This window comes from Streptomyces sp. NPDC005151 (genome assembly GCF_053599875.1).
On record NZ_JBSFYR010000026.1, the window covers coordinates 30,688 to 49,438 of the forward strand.

The window sequence follows — 18,751 nt, forward strand, 5'->3', positions numbered from 1 at the left end:
GCCCGGACCGGGGGGTCAGGCGGTGCGAGCGGACTTCCGCAGGGCGGCATCCTCGGCGGCGAGTTCGGCGTCGTGGGCGTCGATCTCGGCGATCTCGGCCAGCTCGGCCAGCTCGGCGGCCGCGCGCTCGGCGTCGGCGGCGTCGTCGTCGTTGATGTCGATCAGTCGGTTCATGCGGTTCTCCAAGAGGCTCGTGGGTGGGGGCCTTTCCCCTTCCCCGCTGCCCTTATTCTAGCTGCATTCGGGTTGGGAGGCCAGTTTTATTTTTCGGGTGAGCGGGCGCCACCGAGCCCTCCCCGCGCCGCCCGTGCCGCCTGGCGGGCCAGCTGCCTGGCCGCCTCCACCTCCTGCGGGCGGTCGTAGGCCACCTGCCGCGCCTGGGCCTGGTCCGCGTGCCAGTTCTCCATGAACTCCCGCTGCGACTGCCGCTCCGCCTCCGCCCGCTCCCGCTCCCGTGCCGCGCGCTCGGCGCGCGGATTGGTTTTGCAGCCACGACAACTGGCAGCGGGAGTCGAGTGCTTGGGGCAGCCGCGCGGCTCCCCTGCGGCGTCAGCCGCGGGGGTAGGGGGGAAAGGAAGAACAGCAGTAGAAGAAGGAAAAGAAGGGGTTCCACCGGTGGAACCCTTGGGGTTCCCCCCGTGGAACCCTTTGGGTTCCACCGGTGAAACCCTGGCCTCGTCATCATCAGGGTTCCACCCGTGGAACCCTGACTCTCGCCTCACGCCTTCGCCGGCGGCCAGCTCCTGCACGTCGAAGTCCGCGCGCGTTCGGGCGTCGATGTCCTCATGCGTCATCGCGGGCTTGGACGGTGCCGCGCGAGTGATGCCCGAGCGGGCTTTGTTCGGGTTCTTCGGCGCGGCATCAGCGGCCTCGAACCGCTCTTTCAGGTCGTCGTTGGTCGGGATCGCGGGCACTCCCAGCGGGAAGACCCGGTACACCGCCCGGCGCCCGAGCATGCCGACCTCCACACGCTCGATCAGGCCCTTGGCGACCAGTTCGGTGACGATGGTCGTGCACCGCTTCTCGCTGACGCCGACCCACGCGCGAACACGCAGCATGCCCGGCTTCGACAGACGCGTCTCGTCGTCGGCCGAGTCGCATATCTTCATCAGGGCCACCTTCTGGCTCTGGGTGACCACGTCGTCGGGCAGGTATGCGGCGACGAGCATCAGGTGAATGGACAACGGAACTTCCCCTTCTGCGGGCACGCTGCCGCCCGCCCGGGTCGAGGGCGGGCGGCAGCAGTCCGATCAGGCCTTGTAGGCCCGCACGTTGATGGTCTTGGGCGTCTTCTGCGCGGTCTTCTTCTCCGGGACCGCGAGGCCCGCTTCCTTCAAGTTGGCGACCATCCGCTTCTCGTCGGGCACCATCGGCACCGTCAGGCCCGCCGACTCGTGGAGGTCGACCATGGCCTGCAAGTCGCCGGACCAGACGTCGTTCCCGCCGGTCCACACCAGCTCGTTCGCGCCGTACACGCCCGCCGGCGAGAGGTCGACCTTCTTGCGCGCCAGGGCCTTCATGCGGTTGCCCTGCAGCGCCAGCTCGTGGCCTTGCACGTACTCCGCCAGGGCCTGGGTCCGGTCGGCGTCGTCGTGGATGAGCACGGTCTGCACCGCGGCGCCCGGCTGCTGAGGCAGGCCCCAGCAGGCCGTCATGAACGGGCAGTGGTCGCAGATGGCATCCAGGCCCGGCCCGTCGAAGTCGCGGCGCCCCTCCTCGGGCGAGTTCAGCTCCCGCACGCGCTGGACCCACCAGCGTGCGCGGGTGGCCTCGTTCGGGTCGAAGTCGAACTCCTCGATGAGCTCTTCGCCGTTGTCGCGGTTGACGAAGCGGAAGCGGATCCGGGAAACCTCCAGCGGGCCGAGCTTGGCCAGGTACCGCTGGCCGCGCCGGTCCTCGAAGCCGACCGTGCGCAGCAGGTCCGCGTACAGGTACACCTGGCGCAGCTCGGCCGCCGAGGGCCCGTAGCGGCGCACCTTCTCCCACAGGTACGTGGACTTCGTCTTGACGTCCTCCACGGTCACCCCGTGCTTGGCGGCCACCTTGGGCCGGTGCCGGGCCGGGACGCGGTCAGCAGTGGCCTGGTCGAGCTGCACGGCGTCGATGTGGCCCCGGATCGTGTCATCGGCCACGGCCCTCTCCACCAGCCAGCCGTACTCGGTGCGGGCGGCACCCAGCAGGCCCTCGTGAATGTAGGTCCCCAAGATCGCGGCACGCTTCTCGGACCAGTCGGAGGGGGTGACCCCGAACAGGACGTAGGCGGCGCGGCGCTCGCACACCGTGTCGGACGCGCCGAGCTGGCGCTGCAGCGATCGCGGCCGTCTAGCGTCGACGTCGTGAGCGGCTGTCCACAGGGACACGGCGCTTTCCATAGGTTGTGCGGTCATCAGGTACTCCTGGAAGTAGGGCGGCTCAACGCCGGACGGGGACCTTGGCGGCCGTGGTCTTGGCGGGGGTGCGTTTGCGCGCGGGCCGGCGCGTCGGCTCCGGCACGGTCACGTCGTCGGGGTCGACGACGGGCTCCTCGGCGGCCTTTCGCTCGGCGGCGGCCCGCAGCTTGTCGGCGTCGCTGATTGGGCCCTGGCCCATCTCGGTGGGCGGGTTCTCGAGGACGGCGACCTTCCGCTCGATCGCCCCACGGATGGAGACGACCTCGGCGCGGGTCAGGCCGGTGTCGTCCTTCGCGGTGTCCCACCACAGCTGGCGCAGCTTCTCGACGTCCTGCAGCTCGTCGACGTCGTTGTCCTCCAGCCACGCCTGCACGCGGTCGCCGATCAGGGCGGGCATCTGGCGGGGCTGGGAGTCCATCGAGCAGCCGAGCCGGTTGAACACCAGGTCCTCGACGGTGAAGTCCGGCAGGGTGAGCGGCTTGCCGTCCTCGACGCGCAGCTGCAGCGAGCGGGCCTTGATGACCTGGGGGGCCTTGCCTCGGCGCATGCGCACCCACACCGAGCAGTCGAACGCCAGGTCCTTCTGGGCCTGGACCTTCCACTCCCGCAGGACGCGGCCGCGGTCCTTGACCGGCTTGCCGCCCTCGTCGATGGCGGTGATCTGCTTGCCCCGGGCGGTGATGATGGCGATGCCCGGGAAGGTCTGCAGGAGGTGGATGACTTCCAGCCAACGGTCGGTGGCGTCGTTCCACAGGTTCATGCCGACGTCGATCGAGGCGTCCGGGTTCTCCTGCAGGAGTTGCGCGTTGTTCTTGCTGCGCCGGGCCCGCTCGTTGGTCCAGGTCTTGAGCATCCGCCACAGCGCGGTGCCCGAGTCGACGGACAGCACCACGGGCGGTTCGCCGGCGGCCGCGGCCCGGCGGGCTTCGAGGAACACGGCCCGGATCTGCTCCAGGATGTCCCGGTAGGTGCCGTCGTGCTCGATGATCAGGTAGCGGGCGCCGGGGATCGCCGCGTATTCGTCGGCGCTGCCTTCCGCGAGGTCGATCCAGTACATCTGGCCGACGAGCTCGGAGGCGGAGAACTCGGCGGCGGAGTACGTCTTTCCGGCGCCCTCGTCTCCTTCGAGGAGGATCAGGGGCCACGGGACGATGCCGGTGGGTCTGCGAGTTTTGAGCTGGATGGCCATCGGGACTGCTCCAAGAGGTCGTTGGTCTCATGCGGCGCGCAGGGCCCGGGTCTCGAACAGCGGCGCCCACTGGGCGTTGCGTTCGATCAGGAGCCGCACGTACCGGCTGCGGAAGTTGTTGTTGAGCCGGAAAGAGTCGCCTTGGGTGGCTTCGCCGTAGCGCCAGCGCAGGAGCTCGAAGAGCATCCCGATGCCGACGCGTTTGAAGCCCTTGGCGATGCAGTCGGTGGTCAGTGCCTCCAGGTGCCGCAGCACCCACGGATTGAGGTCGTGGAACGCCTCGAACCGCTGCTGGATGGACTGGCCGGGGTGGATGGCGGGCTGCTGGACAAGCTGGATGTCGTCCAGGCCGGGCAGTTGTTGCTGCTGGAAGGGCACAAGACCCCCGAAAGTGCGCTCACGCTCGAATGATGTGGCACATCTTTACCGATGGGCGTCGCGTGATCAACCGGCGAGGCATCCCCGGGCCCGCGCCGGCGGGTCGGCGAACGGGCCACGCGCGTCGTGGCGTGCATGCATTCCTCCCAAGACAAAGGGCAGCGCCGCTCTCTGCGGCACTGCCCTTATTCTACCTGCGTTTGGGGGAATGCGTCTAGCTGTTTCCGCAGGTCAGACGGCCTTCGCGGCGAGACCGCGTGGCACGATCACGGAGCCGGGGCCGGTGTACCGCTTCTGCCGCAGCGCCGCCTGCACCTGCGTATTGATCGCCCACGACACGGTGCGGGACTTCGCCTGCATCTGCGGCGCCGCCTCGATCAGGGTGTCCAGCAGCCACAGCGGCGACCCCGACAGCTGGTAGTCCGCCGGCGCCGTGAACCGCCCCTGCCGCACCATCGCCGCCATGCTCTGCTGGCTGGCCACGCCGAACAGCTGCGTCACCTCCTGCAGGCCCAGCAGCGGCGGGATCTCCTCCACGGTCTGCGCCCACACCCCGGGCTCCTGCTCAGCAACAACACGCTGCAGAACCGCTTGGTCCAGCTCCTTGGGCCGCGCAGTCGTCTGCCCGAAGCCCCGCACGAACGACAACAGCCAATACGGCGAACCCGACACGATCACCGCACGGTCGTAGTTCAGCACCCCCCGCGCCAACCACTGCGTCACCTGCGTCGCCTTCACCCCGTACAGGGCGGCGAACTCCTGCCTACCGGCCAGGAAAGGCTTCTTCGGCATCGCCGACCCCCTCATCGCACTCCATGATTGCCCTTAGATTCTAACCATCGCGGGCCGAGTGGGCGAGTTCACCGCCTGCTACGCTGGGTGCTCCAAGAGGTCGAGGCCCCCCACCGCGTGCGGTGGGGGGCCTTGGTCTTGCCGCAGGCGACGGTCAGCGCCACAGCTCCGGCTCAGGCTTCTTGTACTTCGGCGGCGCCGCATACCCCAGCAGCCAGCCGAAGCGCGGGCTGATGTGCAGCTCGGCCCAGCGGAACACCAGGTAGTAGGCGCCCGCGAACCCCGACGCCAGCAGCGACACCAGCACGGTGCCGTCCAGGTGCACACCAAGGCGCACGGCCTGGGTGATCAGCCATCCGGCGAGGATCGGCGCGAGGGTCCGCACCAGCGACAGCAGGTAGTTGTAGAGCACTCTCACTCCTTGGGTTGGCGGGCGATCGCAGCGTTCGCCCAGAACATGACCTCTTCGAGCCGGAACAGGGCGGCCTGCTTCTCAGCCGCGGCCGGCAGCTCCGCGTTCAAGGTGAGCGCGAGCTCCATGCACACCGACCGGACGTCCTCGTGCGCCTGGCGGCGCGCGACGGTGTCGGCCGGGTGGAACGTGAACCGGCGGATGATCTCTTCGGCAGTCACCGGGGCCTCACTTCTGGCCGTAGGCGAGGGTGAACAGGTAGGCCCAGCCGCGCGGCCCGATCGCCACGTCGTGCGGCTTGCCCTTCGCCCGGAACTGCGGGTGCGCGGCGAAGAACTTGCCCACCCCGGCCTGCGTGCGCGGCCCGTACGTGTCGGACAGGTCCGCGTCGGTGATGTGCAGGAACCCGGCCTTGCGCAGAGCCTTCTGCAGGCTCTTCGCCGACGGCCTTGACTTCCCTGGGGTCAGGCCCGCCGGGAACTCCGGCGGCGCGTACGGCTTCCCCGTCGGCGGCTTGGGCGTGGGCGGCTTGGGGGCGTCGGGCGCGCCCGCCCAGTCCCTCCACGCCTGCACCGTGGCGAAGTTGCACACGTTGACGTCGGTGTGGTTGCGGATGCCGTACTGGTGGACCACCCACGAGTGCGTGATGCGCGGGTGGCCGGCGGCCGCGCCCGGGTCGGCGATCCACAGGCCGTTGCCGCACTTGCCGGTGGTGTCGCGGTTCTTCCAGTAGTCGAGGTTGCAGTACAGCACCACCCGCAGGTGCGGCCGCAGCTTCTTCACCGCCGCCAGGAACGCGTCCTTGTCCGCACACGACGGCACGGTCCCCGACGTGGTGGTCTCCCAGTCGCACGCGAGGACGTCGCCCGGCTTGGGGTTGGCGCAGCGGATGAACCACTCGGCCTGCGCCTGGACGTTCCCCGGCCACAGGAAGTGGTACCAGCCGACCTGCTTGTTCTCCTTGCGGGCGGCCGCGGCCTGCGCCACCCGCAAGGGGTTGGCGTAGGTGCGGCCCTCGGACGCCTTGATGATGACGACGTCCACACCCGTCAGGTTCGGGTGGGGCTGCAGCGAACTGATGTCGATGGCCTTGAGCATGTTGTTGCCCGGTGCTTCTCCCCCGCGCCGGACGGATGGTGCTGCGACGGTGCAGGCCCGTTACGGGCCTGCACCGATCCTGCTGGTGAACCACAGCTGCACCAAGCCCAGCAGGAGCGGGGCGACGAACACCGCCACCAGCCACTTACGGGTGTTGGCGGCCTGCTGCTGGTCGCTCTCGCGCTGCCGGACCGCGGCCTCCTGCGCATCCTCAACCGCCTGGATCCGCTGGTTCACCAGACGCTGGTCGGCCTGGTAGACGTCCTTGGTGACCATCTGCTCGAACCGCTGGCTCATCGCGGCGAGATCGCCGCGCAGGTCGTCGCGAAGCTGCTTGATGCCGTCGCTCTGATCTTCACGTAGCTGCTGGAGCGTGCGGTGCAGCTCCCACAAAGTGGGGTCGGCGTTCGGCGGCTGCGTCACCGCGCACTCCCTTGATTGGCGTGCCCCGCGCCGCATCCGATCTTACGGGCACGGGGTGACGCCGAAGCGAGGTCAGGCCATCTCGGGCCAATACTGGAACGTATCGATCAGGCGGCGGGCACGAGGTCCGTCACGGGTTGGCCGCACTGCGCGCAGACCACGGTAAACGGGGGCCCGTAGACGTCGACGGTGTATCCGATGTCCTGGACCGGGCAGCCAGGCGTACGGCAGGTGGCAGTCACAAGTACCGGTGTGGCTTCTTCCATGAGTCAGCTCCCTATCAGCATGTAGTCGACGGCTGTTCCGGTGGTGCCGTTGCGGGTCAGCCACACAGTGACCGAGTTGTTCGTAACGTTGGTGCAGCCGACACCGAGCACGCTGGTACCGGGCACAGTCGTGCTCGCGGTGGCGACGGCGCGGGGGGTGCCGCCGGTCATTGCGAGACCGGTGATCGTGACTGAGGTGGGAACGTTCGCTGCGGTCGGTGTGATGGTGACGCGGCCGGCCCGAATGTTCCCGGCGGTGAGATTCCCGGACGTGGTCGTATCGCCGACGACGGACAGGCCCGTGGGCAAACCGGTGGTCGACGAGTAGGAGAACCCCTTGTTTCGGGCGTCCGTCCAATCGAACGTGTCGGCCGTGATGGTCAGGTCTCCGAGCTCGTTCGGAGTGATGCCCGGCTGCTCGATGGTCACGCTGAGCTGGCCGAGATTTGATCCCCCGTCGGCCGCGTAGGCGTAGAGGGATGTGGTGGAGCCGGAGCCGTCGCCAGTGCTGAGCCGGAACTCGCCCTGGTCGTTCTGCGTGCCGCCGCCGGCGATCAGGGCAAGTTCGGCGCTGGTGCCGGTTTCCACGGTGGGGGACCACAGATTCAGGCGGGGTCGCTCGTGTCCCGATTTGCTGTCGACCGTGGCCAGGATCTCGCCAGGCTCTGTCTCCGCGGCCGTGCCGGAGTAGAACCGGACGGAGTTGGTGCCGGGGGTGCCGGACGGGGTGATGACGACGCGCTGCCCGGTGGCGGCGGTCTGCAGCGTCGCCCCGGTGATCGTCTGCCCGTTGATCGCCCCCGCGATGATGTTGCTCGCCGTGAGCGCCCCCATCTCCACGACCTCGATGGCGAACATGTCGATCTCGGCCGTGCCGGTGCCGCTGGTGTAATTCACGTGCACGATGGGGGTGATGTACCGGACGTTGGCGTGCAGCTGACCGGGTGCGTTGGCATTCGGCTTGGCGCCGCCGACGGGGGCGGCGGAAGTGCCCTTGATGTAGCCGGTGTACGTCACGAACCCGGCGCCGGCCGTCAGGTCCTGGGCGCTGGCCGCAAAGTTGAACTGGTTGGACGTCGCGTTCTGGCCCGTGAGGTTCACCCAGGTGACGCCGTCGGCCGCGATGCCCGCCACACCCGCGTAGAACTTCTGGTTGGCGCCGGGCGTGCCGTTGGCGACGGTCTGCCGGACTCGGGCGCTCACCCGGTAGGTGACGCCCGGATCGAACGGGATCTTGATGTCCGGCCGGTAACCGGCCGCTACGTAGCCCACGCACCGCATCACGCTGCCGCCGGACATGCCGTCGGCGGCCGCGACCGTGGTCATGGTGCCGGGGCCGGACTTGCTCCACTTGGTGGCCGAGTCCCCGAAGTCGTAGAACTTCTGCCCGACCTGGCCCGCCAGCCCCACCGCCAGGCGGTCCACGGAGATCGTCCCGGCCTTGATGGTGGCCGCGTCCAGGGTGCCGGTCTGGACCGAGCCGCCATTGATCGTGGTGGTCTGCGGGATCTGACCGCTGCCGATCTGCGCGGGCGGCAGCGTCACCCCGGCGCCGATGGACCCGGTGACGGTCGTCGCGCTGACCGCGCTGGTGGCCGTTGAGGCGGAGCCGACCGTGCCGTTGACGTTCGCGGCGGAGACCACCAGGTTGGTCGCGTCGATCTGCGACGCGGCGATCTTCCCGACCGTGATCTTGGCGGCGTCGATGGAGGAGATCACGCCGGAGGCGGCCGTAATCGTGCCCGTCACGAAGTTGTCGGCGGTGAGGGTGTTCACCGCCATCCGGTCGCCGGTCAGGCTCAGGGCCTTGACGTGCTTGGCGGTGACGCTGGCGGCGACCAGCGCGTCGGCGGCGACGGTCCCCGCCGCGAGGCGGTCGCCGTTGAGCTCTCCGACGACCAGCTTCGGTGTGGTAATCGAGCCGTCGGCGATCTCGACCTTGCCGACCGCTCCCGCTGCGATCTTCGCCCGGGTGACGGCATTGTCGGCGAGCGCGAGATCGTTGATGATGCCGTCCAGGACGGCCTGGGCGACGACCGGAGCCGGCCCGGCCGGTCCCGCGGCCGCCGAAGGGCCGGACACGGCGCCGGATGTGGACACGCACACCAGGCGCACCCACAGCGGGCCGCTGCTGGGCACGGTCATCGTGCCGCCGGACGGCGAGTAGAACGCGGAGAACAGGGAGCCGTCGTCGGGGAAGTCCAAGGCAGAGGAGAAGTGGACTTCCACGTACGCGAAGTCGGCCGGGGCCTGGCTGCCGTCCGCGAACGCGCCGCTCCACGAGACGGCAACACCGCCGAGGACAGAAGTGATTGAGGGAGCGGACGGTATCGGCGGCGGGGGGCCGTTGACGGCCGCCAGCGCCACCGTGCCGTCCTGCTGCAGGCCGATGCTGCCGCGCAGAATGCCGCCGTCGTCGTAGACGCTGATGGCGCCGCTCTCGATCGAGGAGTGCGCCAGGCGGCTGGTGCGCGACAGGTCACGCACCAGCCTCTCCAGGGTCGCGATCCTGCCCGCCAGAACAGCGAGGGTGTCAGCCAAAGGGTTCAGCCTCCGTAAGTGAAGGAGTCGGCGCGCGCCAGGCGCACCGTCATCCGTTCCTGCTGGTCCCCCTGCGCCGGCGTGAGCGTCCATCCGGTCACTCGCGCCCAACCGTCGTAGTCGGCCCACTGGTCGTGGACCTGCACCCACACGTCGTCGCCCACAGCGAAGGAGCCGAAGCGGGCGGCGGGGTGGTCGATGACGTCGATCTGCTGAATGTCGCCGCGCACCTGGCGGGCGATCCGCTCGGTGCGGGCCTTCGCCGCGAGCTGGTCCTTGCCCTTCACCGCGGGCAGGTCCATGACTTCCTCCAGGCGCAGCCGCCCGTCACGGACCGCGTCGATCGCGCGCAGCCGCGACCGGCCCTCACCCGAGCCGAGAGCGACAACGACCTGCGCGTAGGTGTCGCCGTCGTAGATGACCGGCTCGGAGGTGGCAATGTTCACCCCGGTGGAGAACGACACGTCCGTGCGGCGGGAGCCCAGGCGCGGCCAGCCGATGCGGAACCTGCGCTGCGGTATCCCGCCCACCCAGTCGACCTGCTCGGTCCACTCCGGGCCGCCGTCGGCGCCGACCGCGTCGACGATCAGGTCCGCCAGGGTGCGGGTCTCCCACCAGCCGGAGGCGTACGGCTCCTCAGGGGTGCCGATCTTCGCCTTGGACGGGGTGCCGTCGACGACGACCTGCAGGTCTCCGTCGGCCTGCTCCTGGCAGTACGCCCACACGTCCCGCATCAGCTTGCACGGGTCGCCGTACGTGTACGGGCCGCGCGCGTTGAGGTTGCCGTGGACGTCGTGGCGGCGCGCCAGGTACGAGGTGAACCCGGAGGCCTCGATCGGGTACCTGCCGCCTTCCGGCTCGGCCCGCCAGATCAGGCCCCCCCACATGAGCGTGGAGTCCCGCTCGGCAAAGATCAGCGTGTTGCCGGGGTCGACCATGCTGTCCAGCACATGCGCCAGGTGCGGCTCCAGCGTCGCCGACAGGCTGCCCGGCCCGTTCAGCTCCGGGCCGTAAGCGACATCCGACAGCGGCAGGTCCCACGCCAGGACCTGCCCCGTCAGCGCGCTACACGTCAAATAGCGGTAGGAGCGCACTGTTAGAACACGCCCTCCTCGAACTCCACGTCCGCAATCGCGGTCGTGGCCTTGTCCGCCTGCAGGATTCCGACGTTGCCGCTGTCCAGAGCAACCAGTGCCTGCAACGACTGGGTCGTACCGCGCAGTGAGGCGGGGATGGTGAGGGTGTCGGCGGAGATCAGGTTCACACGCTGGCTGCGGTCGCTGCTGGTGAACACACCCGTGTCGAAGGTGATGCCCTGGCCCTGGACGGTGCCGAGCTTGAACGCGGCATTCCCCCACACGCTGCCGAACATCACCTGCACGGCGGAGACAGTGAACACGATGCGGGTGCGGACCGCCCACACAGGCACTGCGATGTTCCAGCGGGCGGCCTGGGGCCACGCCACGTAGGTGCCGTTCTTGTTGCCCACCCAGGTCTGGTCCCCGGTCGGGGAGGCGGTGTAGATCTGCCGATCCCGGCGCGGGTTGGCAATGCCCCGCAGGTCGGTGATCATCGCGGCGGTGATCGTGGCGGTATTCGCCGGGATCGCTATCCGGGCCAGCGGGATCGCGGTCATCCCCGCCGGCGGCTGCGTCGCGGTGCTGCTGACGTTGGAGACGACGTAGAAGTAACCGATGTCGTCCTTGGCCGGGTCGCGGCTGCCTTCGTACTCGGGATCCAACACCCGCAGCACGACCATGTCGGTGCGCCCCTGCGCCCCGGTCGGGGCGATGTTCACCGTCGCCGAGCCCACGTTGTACTGGGTGTAGGAGCCCTGGCCCCATGCGGCGCCCCGTACCACGCCGGAGCCGTCGGCGACCTGCACGCCCGCGCCGGGCGTCGTCATCGGGGAGACCTTCAGGTCGTTGTACTCGGTCACGCCCTGCGATCCGCGCGACAGGTCACGGATCATCATGCGCATGGTGCGGGCGGGATGGGTGCCGCCGTTGACCATCATGGGCGGCTGGATCAGCGTCATCTCAGTGTCCTCACAGGGCCTTGTAGGCGTCGCGCCACGACAGGGTCAGGCGGCAGGTGTTCGTGTAGTCGGTGGCCGTCCACCGGATCTCGCTTCGCTTCGTCGGGATCTGGAACAGGTCGAGGCGGGATCCGGCGGTCAGTGCCGGCGCCGCGTTACCGGACCCGTTGCGCAGCACCCAGCGGGTACCGGGCCGGGTCTCGATCTCGATCCACTCCCCGACGGCCAAAGTGGTGTTCAGCTGCAGGTAGCGGCCGGTCTCCACCACCCACACCTTCGGATTGGTGACCGGGCCGTCGATGCGCACAGTCGGCCAGGCGGCCTTGTTGCCGCTGTTGAGCACCCAGCCAGGCCGCTGCGAAGGGCTGGACACCCCGGTCGTGATCGGCGCGACCACCGGCGCTTTGAACCCCTGGGAGTCGTCCGAGATGTCCAGCGGCAGCACCAGAGCCTGCGACTCATCCGCGTGCCAGCACGGGTCCATCGCCGCGAACTCCAACGCCAACGGAATCCACCCGTAGACGGCCTGCGACATGGATGCGGGCTCCGCCCGCCGCCACCTGCCGTACACGCGCTTGACCGGCCGGCCGGGCATCTTGGCGCGCAGCACGGCCAAGGCGCCCGCCGTCTTGCGGATGCTGTCGGCCCCGGTTGCCTCCTCCAGCTGGGCAAGCAGGTCGAGGGCCGCGGCCGGATTGTCGGGGGTGCGGATACCCGCCTCGATGGACAGCGTCCGCGTCCCGAACAGGTCCACACCCGGAAAGCCGCCGTCGTCGGTGGGGTTGTCGACGTCGGCGGTGCGCTGGCCGGGGGCGCCCATCCCGTTGATGTCGCCGACCGGCACCAGCGTGCCCGTCCCGATCACCATGCCGCCGACGTCGAACTGCCAGTCGCCAAGAGCGGTCGTCACAGCTTGCCTCCTCGCTGCGCGGCACGAAGTCGCCGCATCACCTCAGCGCCGATCTCCTGCGCCGCACCGCGCCCGCCGCCACCGGCCGTGACGGTCACAGGCATCTGGCCGATCAGCGGCCCGCCCTTCTCCTTCACGACGACGACCTGCACGCCGCCGGACGGCTTGGCGTCCACACGCATCGGCCCCGTCACCCCCTGGGCGGTGAGGGTGTAGCCAAAGCGTTGGGCGACGTCCTCGAGTACCGCCGTCGCGGACGGCCGCTTGGACTGCCCGAGCGGGATGTACGCCTCGCCGCCCGTGCTGGGCTCCGCAAACCGCACCAGGCCGTTGCTCGTCGCATACAGGCCGGGCGTCAGGACGCCGCCCTGCGCGTAGGACAGGCCCTTGTTGGCCCGCCCGAGGTCGGCGAGGAACTGCGTAGCCCGCTTCCCGAGAGCCTTCTTCAACTCGGACAGGCCCGTGTTGGCGACGTCGATGATGCGGTCCTCGCCGAGCTCCGTGGAGTCGGCGACCTTGTGGATGCCCGTCTTGCTGCTCTTGATCGCCGAGATGATCGTCAGCAGGTCCGCCAGGTCCTGATCGGACAGCGTCGCCGACGCCGCCTTCGACGCCGTGTTGGCCTTCGACGCGGACTTCTTGCTCTTCACGGCCTGCGCGGCCAGGTCCTGCGCGGCCTGGTCGCCCTGCTCCGCCAGCCGCGCAGCCAGGTCCCCGTATCCCTGGGCTGCCAGCTTCATCAGGTTCTGCTGGAACACCGACGTCTGCTTGGCCGCGCCGCCGAGCTGGCTGGTGTACTCCGACAGCGACGCCTTCGCGCTCGCGGCCAGCTTCTCCAGGTCCTTGGCCATGGCCCGCACGTACTTCGAGCTGCCCGTGGCCATCTTGTGCGTCAGGTCGATGCCGTCCGTGCCCATTGCCTCCAGCGCATCGGCGACGTCCTGACCGGCACGGTGGGCCACCGTCGCCAGGTCCTTGCGCCACCGCCGCGCCTCCTGCACGGACATGTGAAGGTTCTTTTTGAACTTCGCCAAGTCCAGGGCGGTGCCCTTCTTGTTCATGGAGTCCGACGCGATCGACGACAGGGAGAACAGGCCGCCCAGGCCACCGGCCGGCTGGTACGTCCACCCGGACATGCCGCCCTCGGCGTGGAAGTCGACGCTCGCACCGAACCGGTGCGCGACCTCGGTAAGGATCTGCTTGGACCGGGTCCGCTTGGACGTGGCGAGAGGGATGTACGCCTCCCCCGACGTCTCCGGCTCGGCCCACACCCGCCACGCCCCCGCCGGGGCGATCTGCGCCACGTGGGACTCGCGCATGCCGCCGCCGGCGTAGAACGACAGCAGCGACCCGTCGGCCTGCGTCTGGGGCTTGTTCGCCCAGGGCACGCCCGAGCCGGGCGCGACGCGCGGGATCACCGTTACCGACACCGGCGACGGCGGATTCACACTGACGGAGATCGTCTTCGTGCCGGGGATCTGCCGCACGCTCGCACCGATCGCATCCAACTGCGACTGCACGGCCCCCATGTCGCCGGACAGCAGCGCCGACGTCAGAGCCATTGCGGCCTCGTTGCCCTTGGCCTTGGCGACCTGCTGGATCAACTGCAGCATGCCCGTCCACTCGGTGAGGGACTGCTCGCCCGCGGTCTTGAACGCGCCGACAACGCCCTGCAGGTCCGCCTCACTGATCGGCAGGTCCGCACCCCAGATCGCCTGCAGCTGGCCCATGGCGCGCTTCACGTCACCGGACAGAAGGGCCTGCTGCAGGGCGTTCGCCGCGTCCGCGCCCTTGGCCTGCGCGACCTTCGCCAGCAGGCCCATGCCACGCTGCATCTGTACCTTTGCGGCCGCGCTGCCCTTCTTCACTGCCCGGGTCATGTCGGTGACGGCCATCTCCTGCAGGACCTTCCCGAACTTGCCCGCATCGTTGGTCTCTGCGGCGTCGGCGAACCTCTGCGCGATCTTCTTGCCGTAGCGGCCCGCGATCGCGGGCAGTTGATCCAGGCCCGCGCGGAACGCTTCCGACGACCGGGACGACGACTCGGAGATGATGCCCTCCAGCTCGTCGGCAACCTTCGTCTTGCCCTTGGACAGCTGCTTGACCAGCTCGTCCAGGATCGGGGCGGAGCTCACCCCGAGCTTGGCGAAATGATCGGTCAGCCCCGTGTACCCGGACATGGCGAGCGCCGACAGGTTCTTCTGGAAGTCGCGCTGCGACTTCAGCTGCTTCTGCAGCTGGTCCATGTAGTCCTTGAGCGTCGCCTTCGCGTTCTTGTTGGACTTGGCGACCTTGTCCTGTGCTGCGGACCACGCCTTGGCCGGGTCGACGATGCCGCCCAGGGCCTGCGCCATGGCCTTCATCTCGTCGGTGTACTTCGGCAGCCCGTCCTGGCCGGGCTGCACCAACTGTTCCAGGGACCACACCTTCGACGCGTTGACCCTGGCCTGGCGGACCTTGGCGTTGACGATGTCCATGTTGGCGGCGAGCTCGGCCTGCTTCTTCACCGCGTTCGACCAGATGTCGTGTTGCGTATCGATGACGCCCATCGCTGCTTTGCCCTCGCGTGTCAGCACCGTGCTGACCTGCTCGGACTGGGGGTCCACCAGGGTGAGCGAGTTGTCGTTCCACAGCTTGGCCTTGAGGTCCGCGAGCTTCTGGCCGCCGCTCGTGATGGCGTCCAGAGCGTCGGTCATGTCGATGCCGACCTTCTTGAGCTTGGCAGCATCATCGGACTTGGTCAGCGACTCGGTCAGGGCGCGCAGGCCCGCACCCTCGTCGCCCTGCTCGTGCTCCGCCCGCAGGGCCTCCACCAGGTCGTCGGTGGCCATCTTGGCCTTCTGCTTCGACGCCGAGTACGCCGAGTACGCGATGACGCCGATCGCGAGGAGCGCCGTGAGGCCCGACACGGCCAGGCCCGCACCCTTCAGGACCGCCGGCATGGCCGACTGGCCCGCCTGTGCGGCGGCCAGCGCAATGCGGAACTCGCGCCACTGAGTGGTCAGTTTGGTGACCGCGACAAGGGCCAGCATGCCCCCGGCAGTCACCGCGAGCAGCCCCGCACCGATCTCCTTGAGCGGGCCGGGAGCGTCCGCGAGAGCCCCGGCGAACACCGACACGGCTTCGCCGACGGCCTGCAGGGCCGGCAGCAGTGCCCGGCCCAGGTCCATGCCCAGCGCCTTGCTGCGGTTGACGAACATCTGCCACTGCCCGGCCGTGGTGTCCATCTGCATCTGGAACGCCCGCTGGGTGGCCCCGGCGCGCTCCACCTCGTTGGCGATGCCCGCGTACGTGTCGGCGTAGTTCTTGCCGTCGTTGGCGGCCAGCGCCAGGACCGCGCGGGTGGCCCGCACGTCGACGAACAGTTTGGTCATGGCCTCGGACGAGCCGCCCGTGGCCTTCGCCAGCTTGTTGACAACCACGTACAGGCCGTCCTGCTGCACTGCGGAGGCCGCCGAGTCGTACCCGAGCGCCCGCATCGCGTTACTCAGGTCGCGGGTGGGCGCCATCATCCGCGTCATCATCCCGTTCAGCGCGGTCGCGGCCTCCGCCGCGGGGATACCGGTGAGGGTGATCGCGGCGTACGCCGCCGACAGGTCGTCGAACTCGACGCCCGCGGCGGCCGCCATCGGCACCACGTCGCCAAGGTTCTGTGCCAGCTCCTCGAAGGAGATGACGCCCTTGTTGACGGTCTGGAACATGATGTCCATGACGTTGCTGGCGTCACCCGCCGTGAGCCCGTACGCCTTCAGCACACCCAGCAGGGCCCGCGAGGACGCCTCGGTGGTCGTCAGGCCCGCGCTGGCGCCCTTCGCTGCCACTCCGAGGATCGTCATGGCGTCGGCGCCGTCGAAGCCCGTAGAGACGATCTCGTACAGGCCTTCGGCGAGCTGGTTCGACGACTGCGTCAGGTCCTTCGACAGGTCGACGATCTGGTCGGTGAACGACCCGACCGTCGCCTGGTTGATCTGCTCGGAGATCGTCATGACGTTGGCCATGCGCTTCTCCAGCGCGATGGCCTGCGCGACACCGGCGCCGAGGACCGCCGTCAGCACCAGACCGGTCTTCAGGTAGCCGTTGACGCGGGCCTGTGTGGCGGCCCGGGCCTCGGCATCCGCAGCGGTCTGCGCCTGGCGTACGGCGGCCGCGTTCGCCGCCGCACGCTGCGCCGCTGCCGCCTCTGCCTCCGATCGTGCGGCAACCGCCGTCAGGGCGGTGGCGTCGGCGGCCTGCCGCGCCTGCAACGTCCGGGTAGACAGGGCCGCACCACGAGCGGCCGCAGCCTGCGCGGCAGCGGCCCGCCCCTCCTGCAACGTCTGCGTCTGCGCGGCCTGCGTGGCCGCCCGGGCGGCGGCAGCCGCCGTGGCCTGTGCCGCGGCCGCACCCCGGCCCGTGGTGGCCTGGGCCCGGGCGGCCATGGTCTGGGCGAGGGCCTGGGCGCGCAGTGCACGCTCCCCAGCCATCACCGCTGCCGCCCGCTCGGTCTCCGCCCGCGCGGCCAGGTTCGCCGCGAGGACCTGCGCCCGGCCGTTGCGTTCGGCTGCCGTAGCGGCGGCCGTCTGTGCGGCCTGGCTGCGTTGCACGGCGGCGGTGACACGGGTCTGTCCGAGGACCGCGTCGACGGACGCGGACGCCTGCAGGCGGGCCAGGCGTTGCGTCGCCGTCGAGGTTTCCATCAGGCTGCGGTTGACCTGCTGCAGCTGCCCGTCGAACTGCCGCAGCTGCCCGGCACCGGACCGCAGACCGTTGGTCAGTCCGGCTGTCGTCGCCTGCAGGTTGACGTACAGGTTGTAGGCACTGGCGCCCACCTACTGCTCCTGTCTGGGCTTGAGCCCGATCTTGACCCCGCGCCCATCCGGTCCGTCCGGTACCTGCTCCCGCTCCATCTCCAGCAGCTCGCACCCCGGACAGGTGCTCGAATCGGCCACGTACGCGAACCGGTCCCCGCCCAGATCCGGCCGCCACTCGTCCGACCTCGTGCCGCAGCCGGTACACACCGCGCGGCTGTACGCCAGCCACGCCAGGGCTTTCGCCCGGTCCAGCGCCGACCAGCGGCCGTCACCGGCCCCCGTGAACTGGCTGTGAGGAATGCCGTACGTGTGGCACAGCTCCATCTCCGCCCGGAAAGCCGGGTCAGAGGTCAGCCTTTTCCCAGGTCCGCCCGGAGCGTCTGGTTGATGACGAGAGCGGTCGTGAACAGGGCCTTCGCCTCGGCGTCCGCCCAGGTGTCCAGGAGCTCCTGCGCGTCGGCCGCACTCATGCCCTCGACCTCCGTCCCGTCCACGTCACGCTCGACGTGGCAGGCGGAGATCAGCGCCGCGGGGAAGGTGTCGACGTTGTACTCCATGCCCTGGTCGGCCTGCGCCTCACTGGGGGCGTGGTCGCGCAGCAGCTGCTCCCACACCGGCCGGGGCAGCGCCCGGAAGGTCAGGGCCAACGTGGCGTCCGCGAGGGCGTCCTGTGCCCGGACCAGGCCGGCGTCAGCCGCAAGGACCTGCGGGTTCGACGCCACCCAGGCGTCGCGCTGCTCCTCACGGATGCCCTGCTCGGTGCATTCGACCAGCGCCTCAGAGCGGGCCTTGGCCAGGGCCAGGGCCGCCTCGGTGACGGCGGTCTTGGCGTCCTGGTCGTCACAGATCGACAGGGTGCGCTCAGGCAGCTTCCGGGCCCGCAGGCGGGCCATCTTCGCCGACCAGTGGGCGTCCTTCGCGACGGCGTCCGCCGGCGGCTCAACAGTGGTGTTCGTGGTCATGCGGGATCCCCCCTGGATCAGGTAGTGGCCGGGACGGCGGCGTCGAGCGTCGGCTTGTCGGACACCGCGAAGGTCACGGTGAACTTGGCCGGGTCCGATCCGGCGGAGTAGGCCGGTGCGCGCGAGGCGACACGGACGGGGAAGATGTCCATGGACTTCGACGCCGGGACGTCGCCCTTGCGCAGGATGACGACGAAGCCTTCCTCGCCCTTGCTGAGCAGGGTCTCGATGGTGTCGCCGGCCTTGTCCTCGTAGAAGGTCAGGGTCGACGCGTCGGCCTTGTCCTCACCGGGGATCGACGTGGTCAGCGTCGAGCCCAGGTCGGGGGTGTCGATCGGGCTGTTGCCGAGCGACCAGCCCGCGATGTCGGAGATCGCGCCGGACAGGTCCGTGCCGGTGGTGATCTCCTGGCGGGTCGGGATGTTCGTCGCCGCGGTGATGTCCGACAGGAAGTGGATCTTCGTGACGCCACGGCGCATGAACCGCTGCTGGGTGGTACCCAAGGGGGGTGCTCACTCTCCGGGGACCCCGGCCTCCGGCGATACGAAGGCCCGTCCCCAAC

18 protein-coding genes are annotated in these 18,751 nt (G+C 69.4%); all 18 read right to left on the reverse strand.

Translation table 11 applies throughout. From position 1 onward, the window contains the following. Positions 1–15 precede the first annotated feature (15 nt). The 18 genes from ACWD6R_RS16500 to ACWD6R_RS16585 all read right to left on the reverse strand — a co-directional run bounded on the left by ACWD6R_RS16500 (position 16) and on the right by ACWD6R_RS16585 (position 18,692). Entirely contained in the window at positions 16–174 is a 159-nt protein-coding gene (locus ACWD6R_RS16500; protein WP_451819313.1) for a hypothetical protein, read from the reverse strand. Positions 175–260: 86 nt separating this feature from the next. Further along, positions 261–1,184 (reverse strand): hypothetical protein, encoded by a 924-nt coding sequence (locus tag ACWD6R_RS16505; RefSeq protein ID WP_451819314.1) that lies wholly within the window; start codon positions 1,182–1,184, stop codon positions 261–263. Positions 1,185–1,250: 66 nt separating this feature from the next. Beyond that, a complete protein-coding gene (locus tag ACWD6R_RS16510) occupies positions 1,251–2,387 on the reverse strand; it encodes a PD-(D/E)XK nuclease family protein (RefSeq protein WP_451819315.1) in 1,137 nt (378 codons plus the stop codon). A gap of 25 nt (positions 2,388–2,412) precedes the next feature. Beyond that, positions 2,413–3,579 carry an AAA family ATPase gene (locus ACWD6R_RS16515; protein ID WP_451819316.1) on the reverse strand — a complete coding sequence of 389 codons (1,167 nt, stop codon included), beginning with the start codon at positions 3,577–3,579 and terminating at the stop codon, positions 2,413–2,415. A 27-nt stretch (positions 3,580–3,606) separates the two neighbouring features. Next, the gene (locus ACWD6R_RS16520) at positions 3,607–3,957 is read right to left on the reverse strand and encodes a hypothetical protein (RefSeq protein ID WP_451819317.1); all 351 of its coding nucleotides are present in this window, start codon (positions 3,955–3,957) and stop codon (positions 3,607–3,609) included. A 231-nt stretch (positions 3,958–4,188) separates the two neighbouring features. Further along, positions 4,189–4,749, reverse strand: a complete 561-nt coding sequence (locus tag ACWD6R_RS16525; protein ID WP_451819318.1) for a hypothetical protein — start codon at positions 4,747–4,749, stop codon at positions 4,189–4,191. A gap of 154 nt (positions 4,750–4,903) precedes the next feature. Beyond that, positions 4,904–5,161, reverse strand: coding sequence for a hypothetical protein (locus tag ACWD6R_RS16530; protein ID WP_451819319.1), 258 nt, complete (start codon positions 5,159–5,161; stop codon positions 4,904–4,906). 2 nt (positions 5,162–5,163) lie between these two features. Beyond that, positions 5,164–5,382 (reverse strand): Acb2/Tad1 domain-containing protein, encoded by a 219-nt coding sequence (locus tag ACWD6R_RS16535; protein ID WP_451819320.1) that lies wholly within the window; start codon positions 5,380–5,382, stop codon positions 5,164–5,166. A gap of 7 nt (positions 5,383–5,389) precedes the next feature. Beyond that, positions 5,390–6,259: a glycoside hydrolase family 25 protein gene (locus ACWD6R_RS16540; protein WP_451819321.1), complete on the reverse strand. Its 870-nt coding sequence runs from the start codon at positions 6,257–6,259 to the stop codon at positions 5,390–5,392. Positions 6,260–6,319: 60 nt separating this feature from the next. After that, the gene (locus ACWD6R_RS16545; protein ID WP_326604269.1) at positions 6,320–6,682 is read right to left on the reverse strand and encodes a hypothetical protein; all 363 of its coding nucleotides are present in this window, start codon (positions 6,680–6,682) and stop codon (positions 6,320–6,322) included. Between the two features lie 269 nt (positions 6,683–6,951). Continuing rightward, positions 6,952–9,489 carry a hypothetical protein gene (locus ACWD6R_RS16550; protein ID WP_451819322.1) on the reverse strand — a complete coding sequence of 846 codons (2,538 nt, stop codon included), beginning with the start codon at positions 9,487–9,489 and terminating at the stop codon, positions 6,952–6,954. 5 nt (positions 9,490–9,494) lie between these two features. After that, positions 9,495–10,565 (reverse strand): hypothetical protein, encoded by a 1,071-nt coding sequence (locus ACWD6R_RS16555; protein ID WP_451819323.1) that lies wholly within the window; start codon positions 10,563–10,565, stop codon positions 9,495–9,497. Positions 10,566–10,585: 20 nt separating this feature from the next. Then, positions 10,586–11,527, reverse strand: coding sequence for a hypothetical protein (locus tag ACWD6R_RS16560; RefSeq protein WP_451819324.1), 942 nt, complete (start codon positions 11,525–11,527; stop codon positions 10,586–10,588). Positions 11,528–11,537: 10 nt separating this feature from the next. Then, entirely contained in the window at positions 11,538–12,437 is a 900-nt protein-coding gene (locus tag ACWD6R_RS16565) for a phage distal tail protein (protein WP_451819325.1), read from the reverse strand. Then, complete coding sequence (locus tag ACWD6R_RS16570; RefSeq protein ID WP_451819326.1) at positions 12,434–17,245, reverse strand: phage tail tape measure protein; 4,812 nt, start codon at positions 17,243–17,245, stop codon at positions 12,434–12,436. The genes ACWD6R_RS16565 and ACWD6R_RS16570 overlap by 4 nt, the downstream gene beginning before the upstream one ends. Then, on the reverse strand, positions 17,246–17,551 hold the full coding sequence (locus tag ACWD6R_RS16575; protein WP_451819327.1) for a hypothetical protein: 306 nt from the start codon (positions 17,549–17,551) through the stop codon (positions 17,246–17,248). 26 nt (positions 17,552–17,577) lie between these two features. Then, positions 17,578–18,189 (reverse strand): hypothetical protein, encoded by a 612-nt coding sequence (locus ACWD6R_RS16580; RefSeq protein ID WP_451819328.1) that lies wholly within the window; start codon positions 18,187–18,189, stop codon positions 17,578–17,580. 17 nt (positions 18,190–18,206) lie between these two features. Further along, positions 18,207–18,692 (reverse strand): phage tail tube protein, encoded by a 486-nt coding sequence (locus ACWD6R_RS16585; RefSeq protein ID WP_451819329.1) that lies wholly within the window; start codon positions 18,690–18,692, stop codon positions 18,207–18,209. Positions 18,693–18,751: the final 59 nt, after the last annotated feature.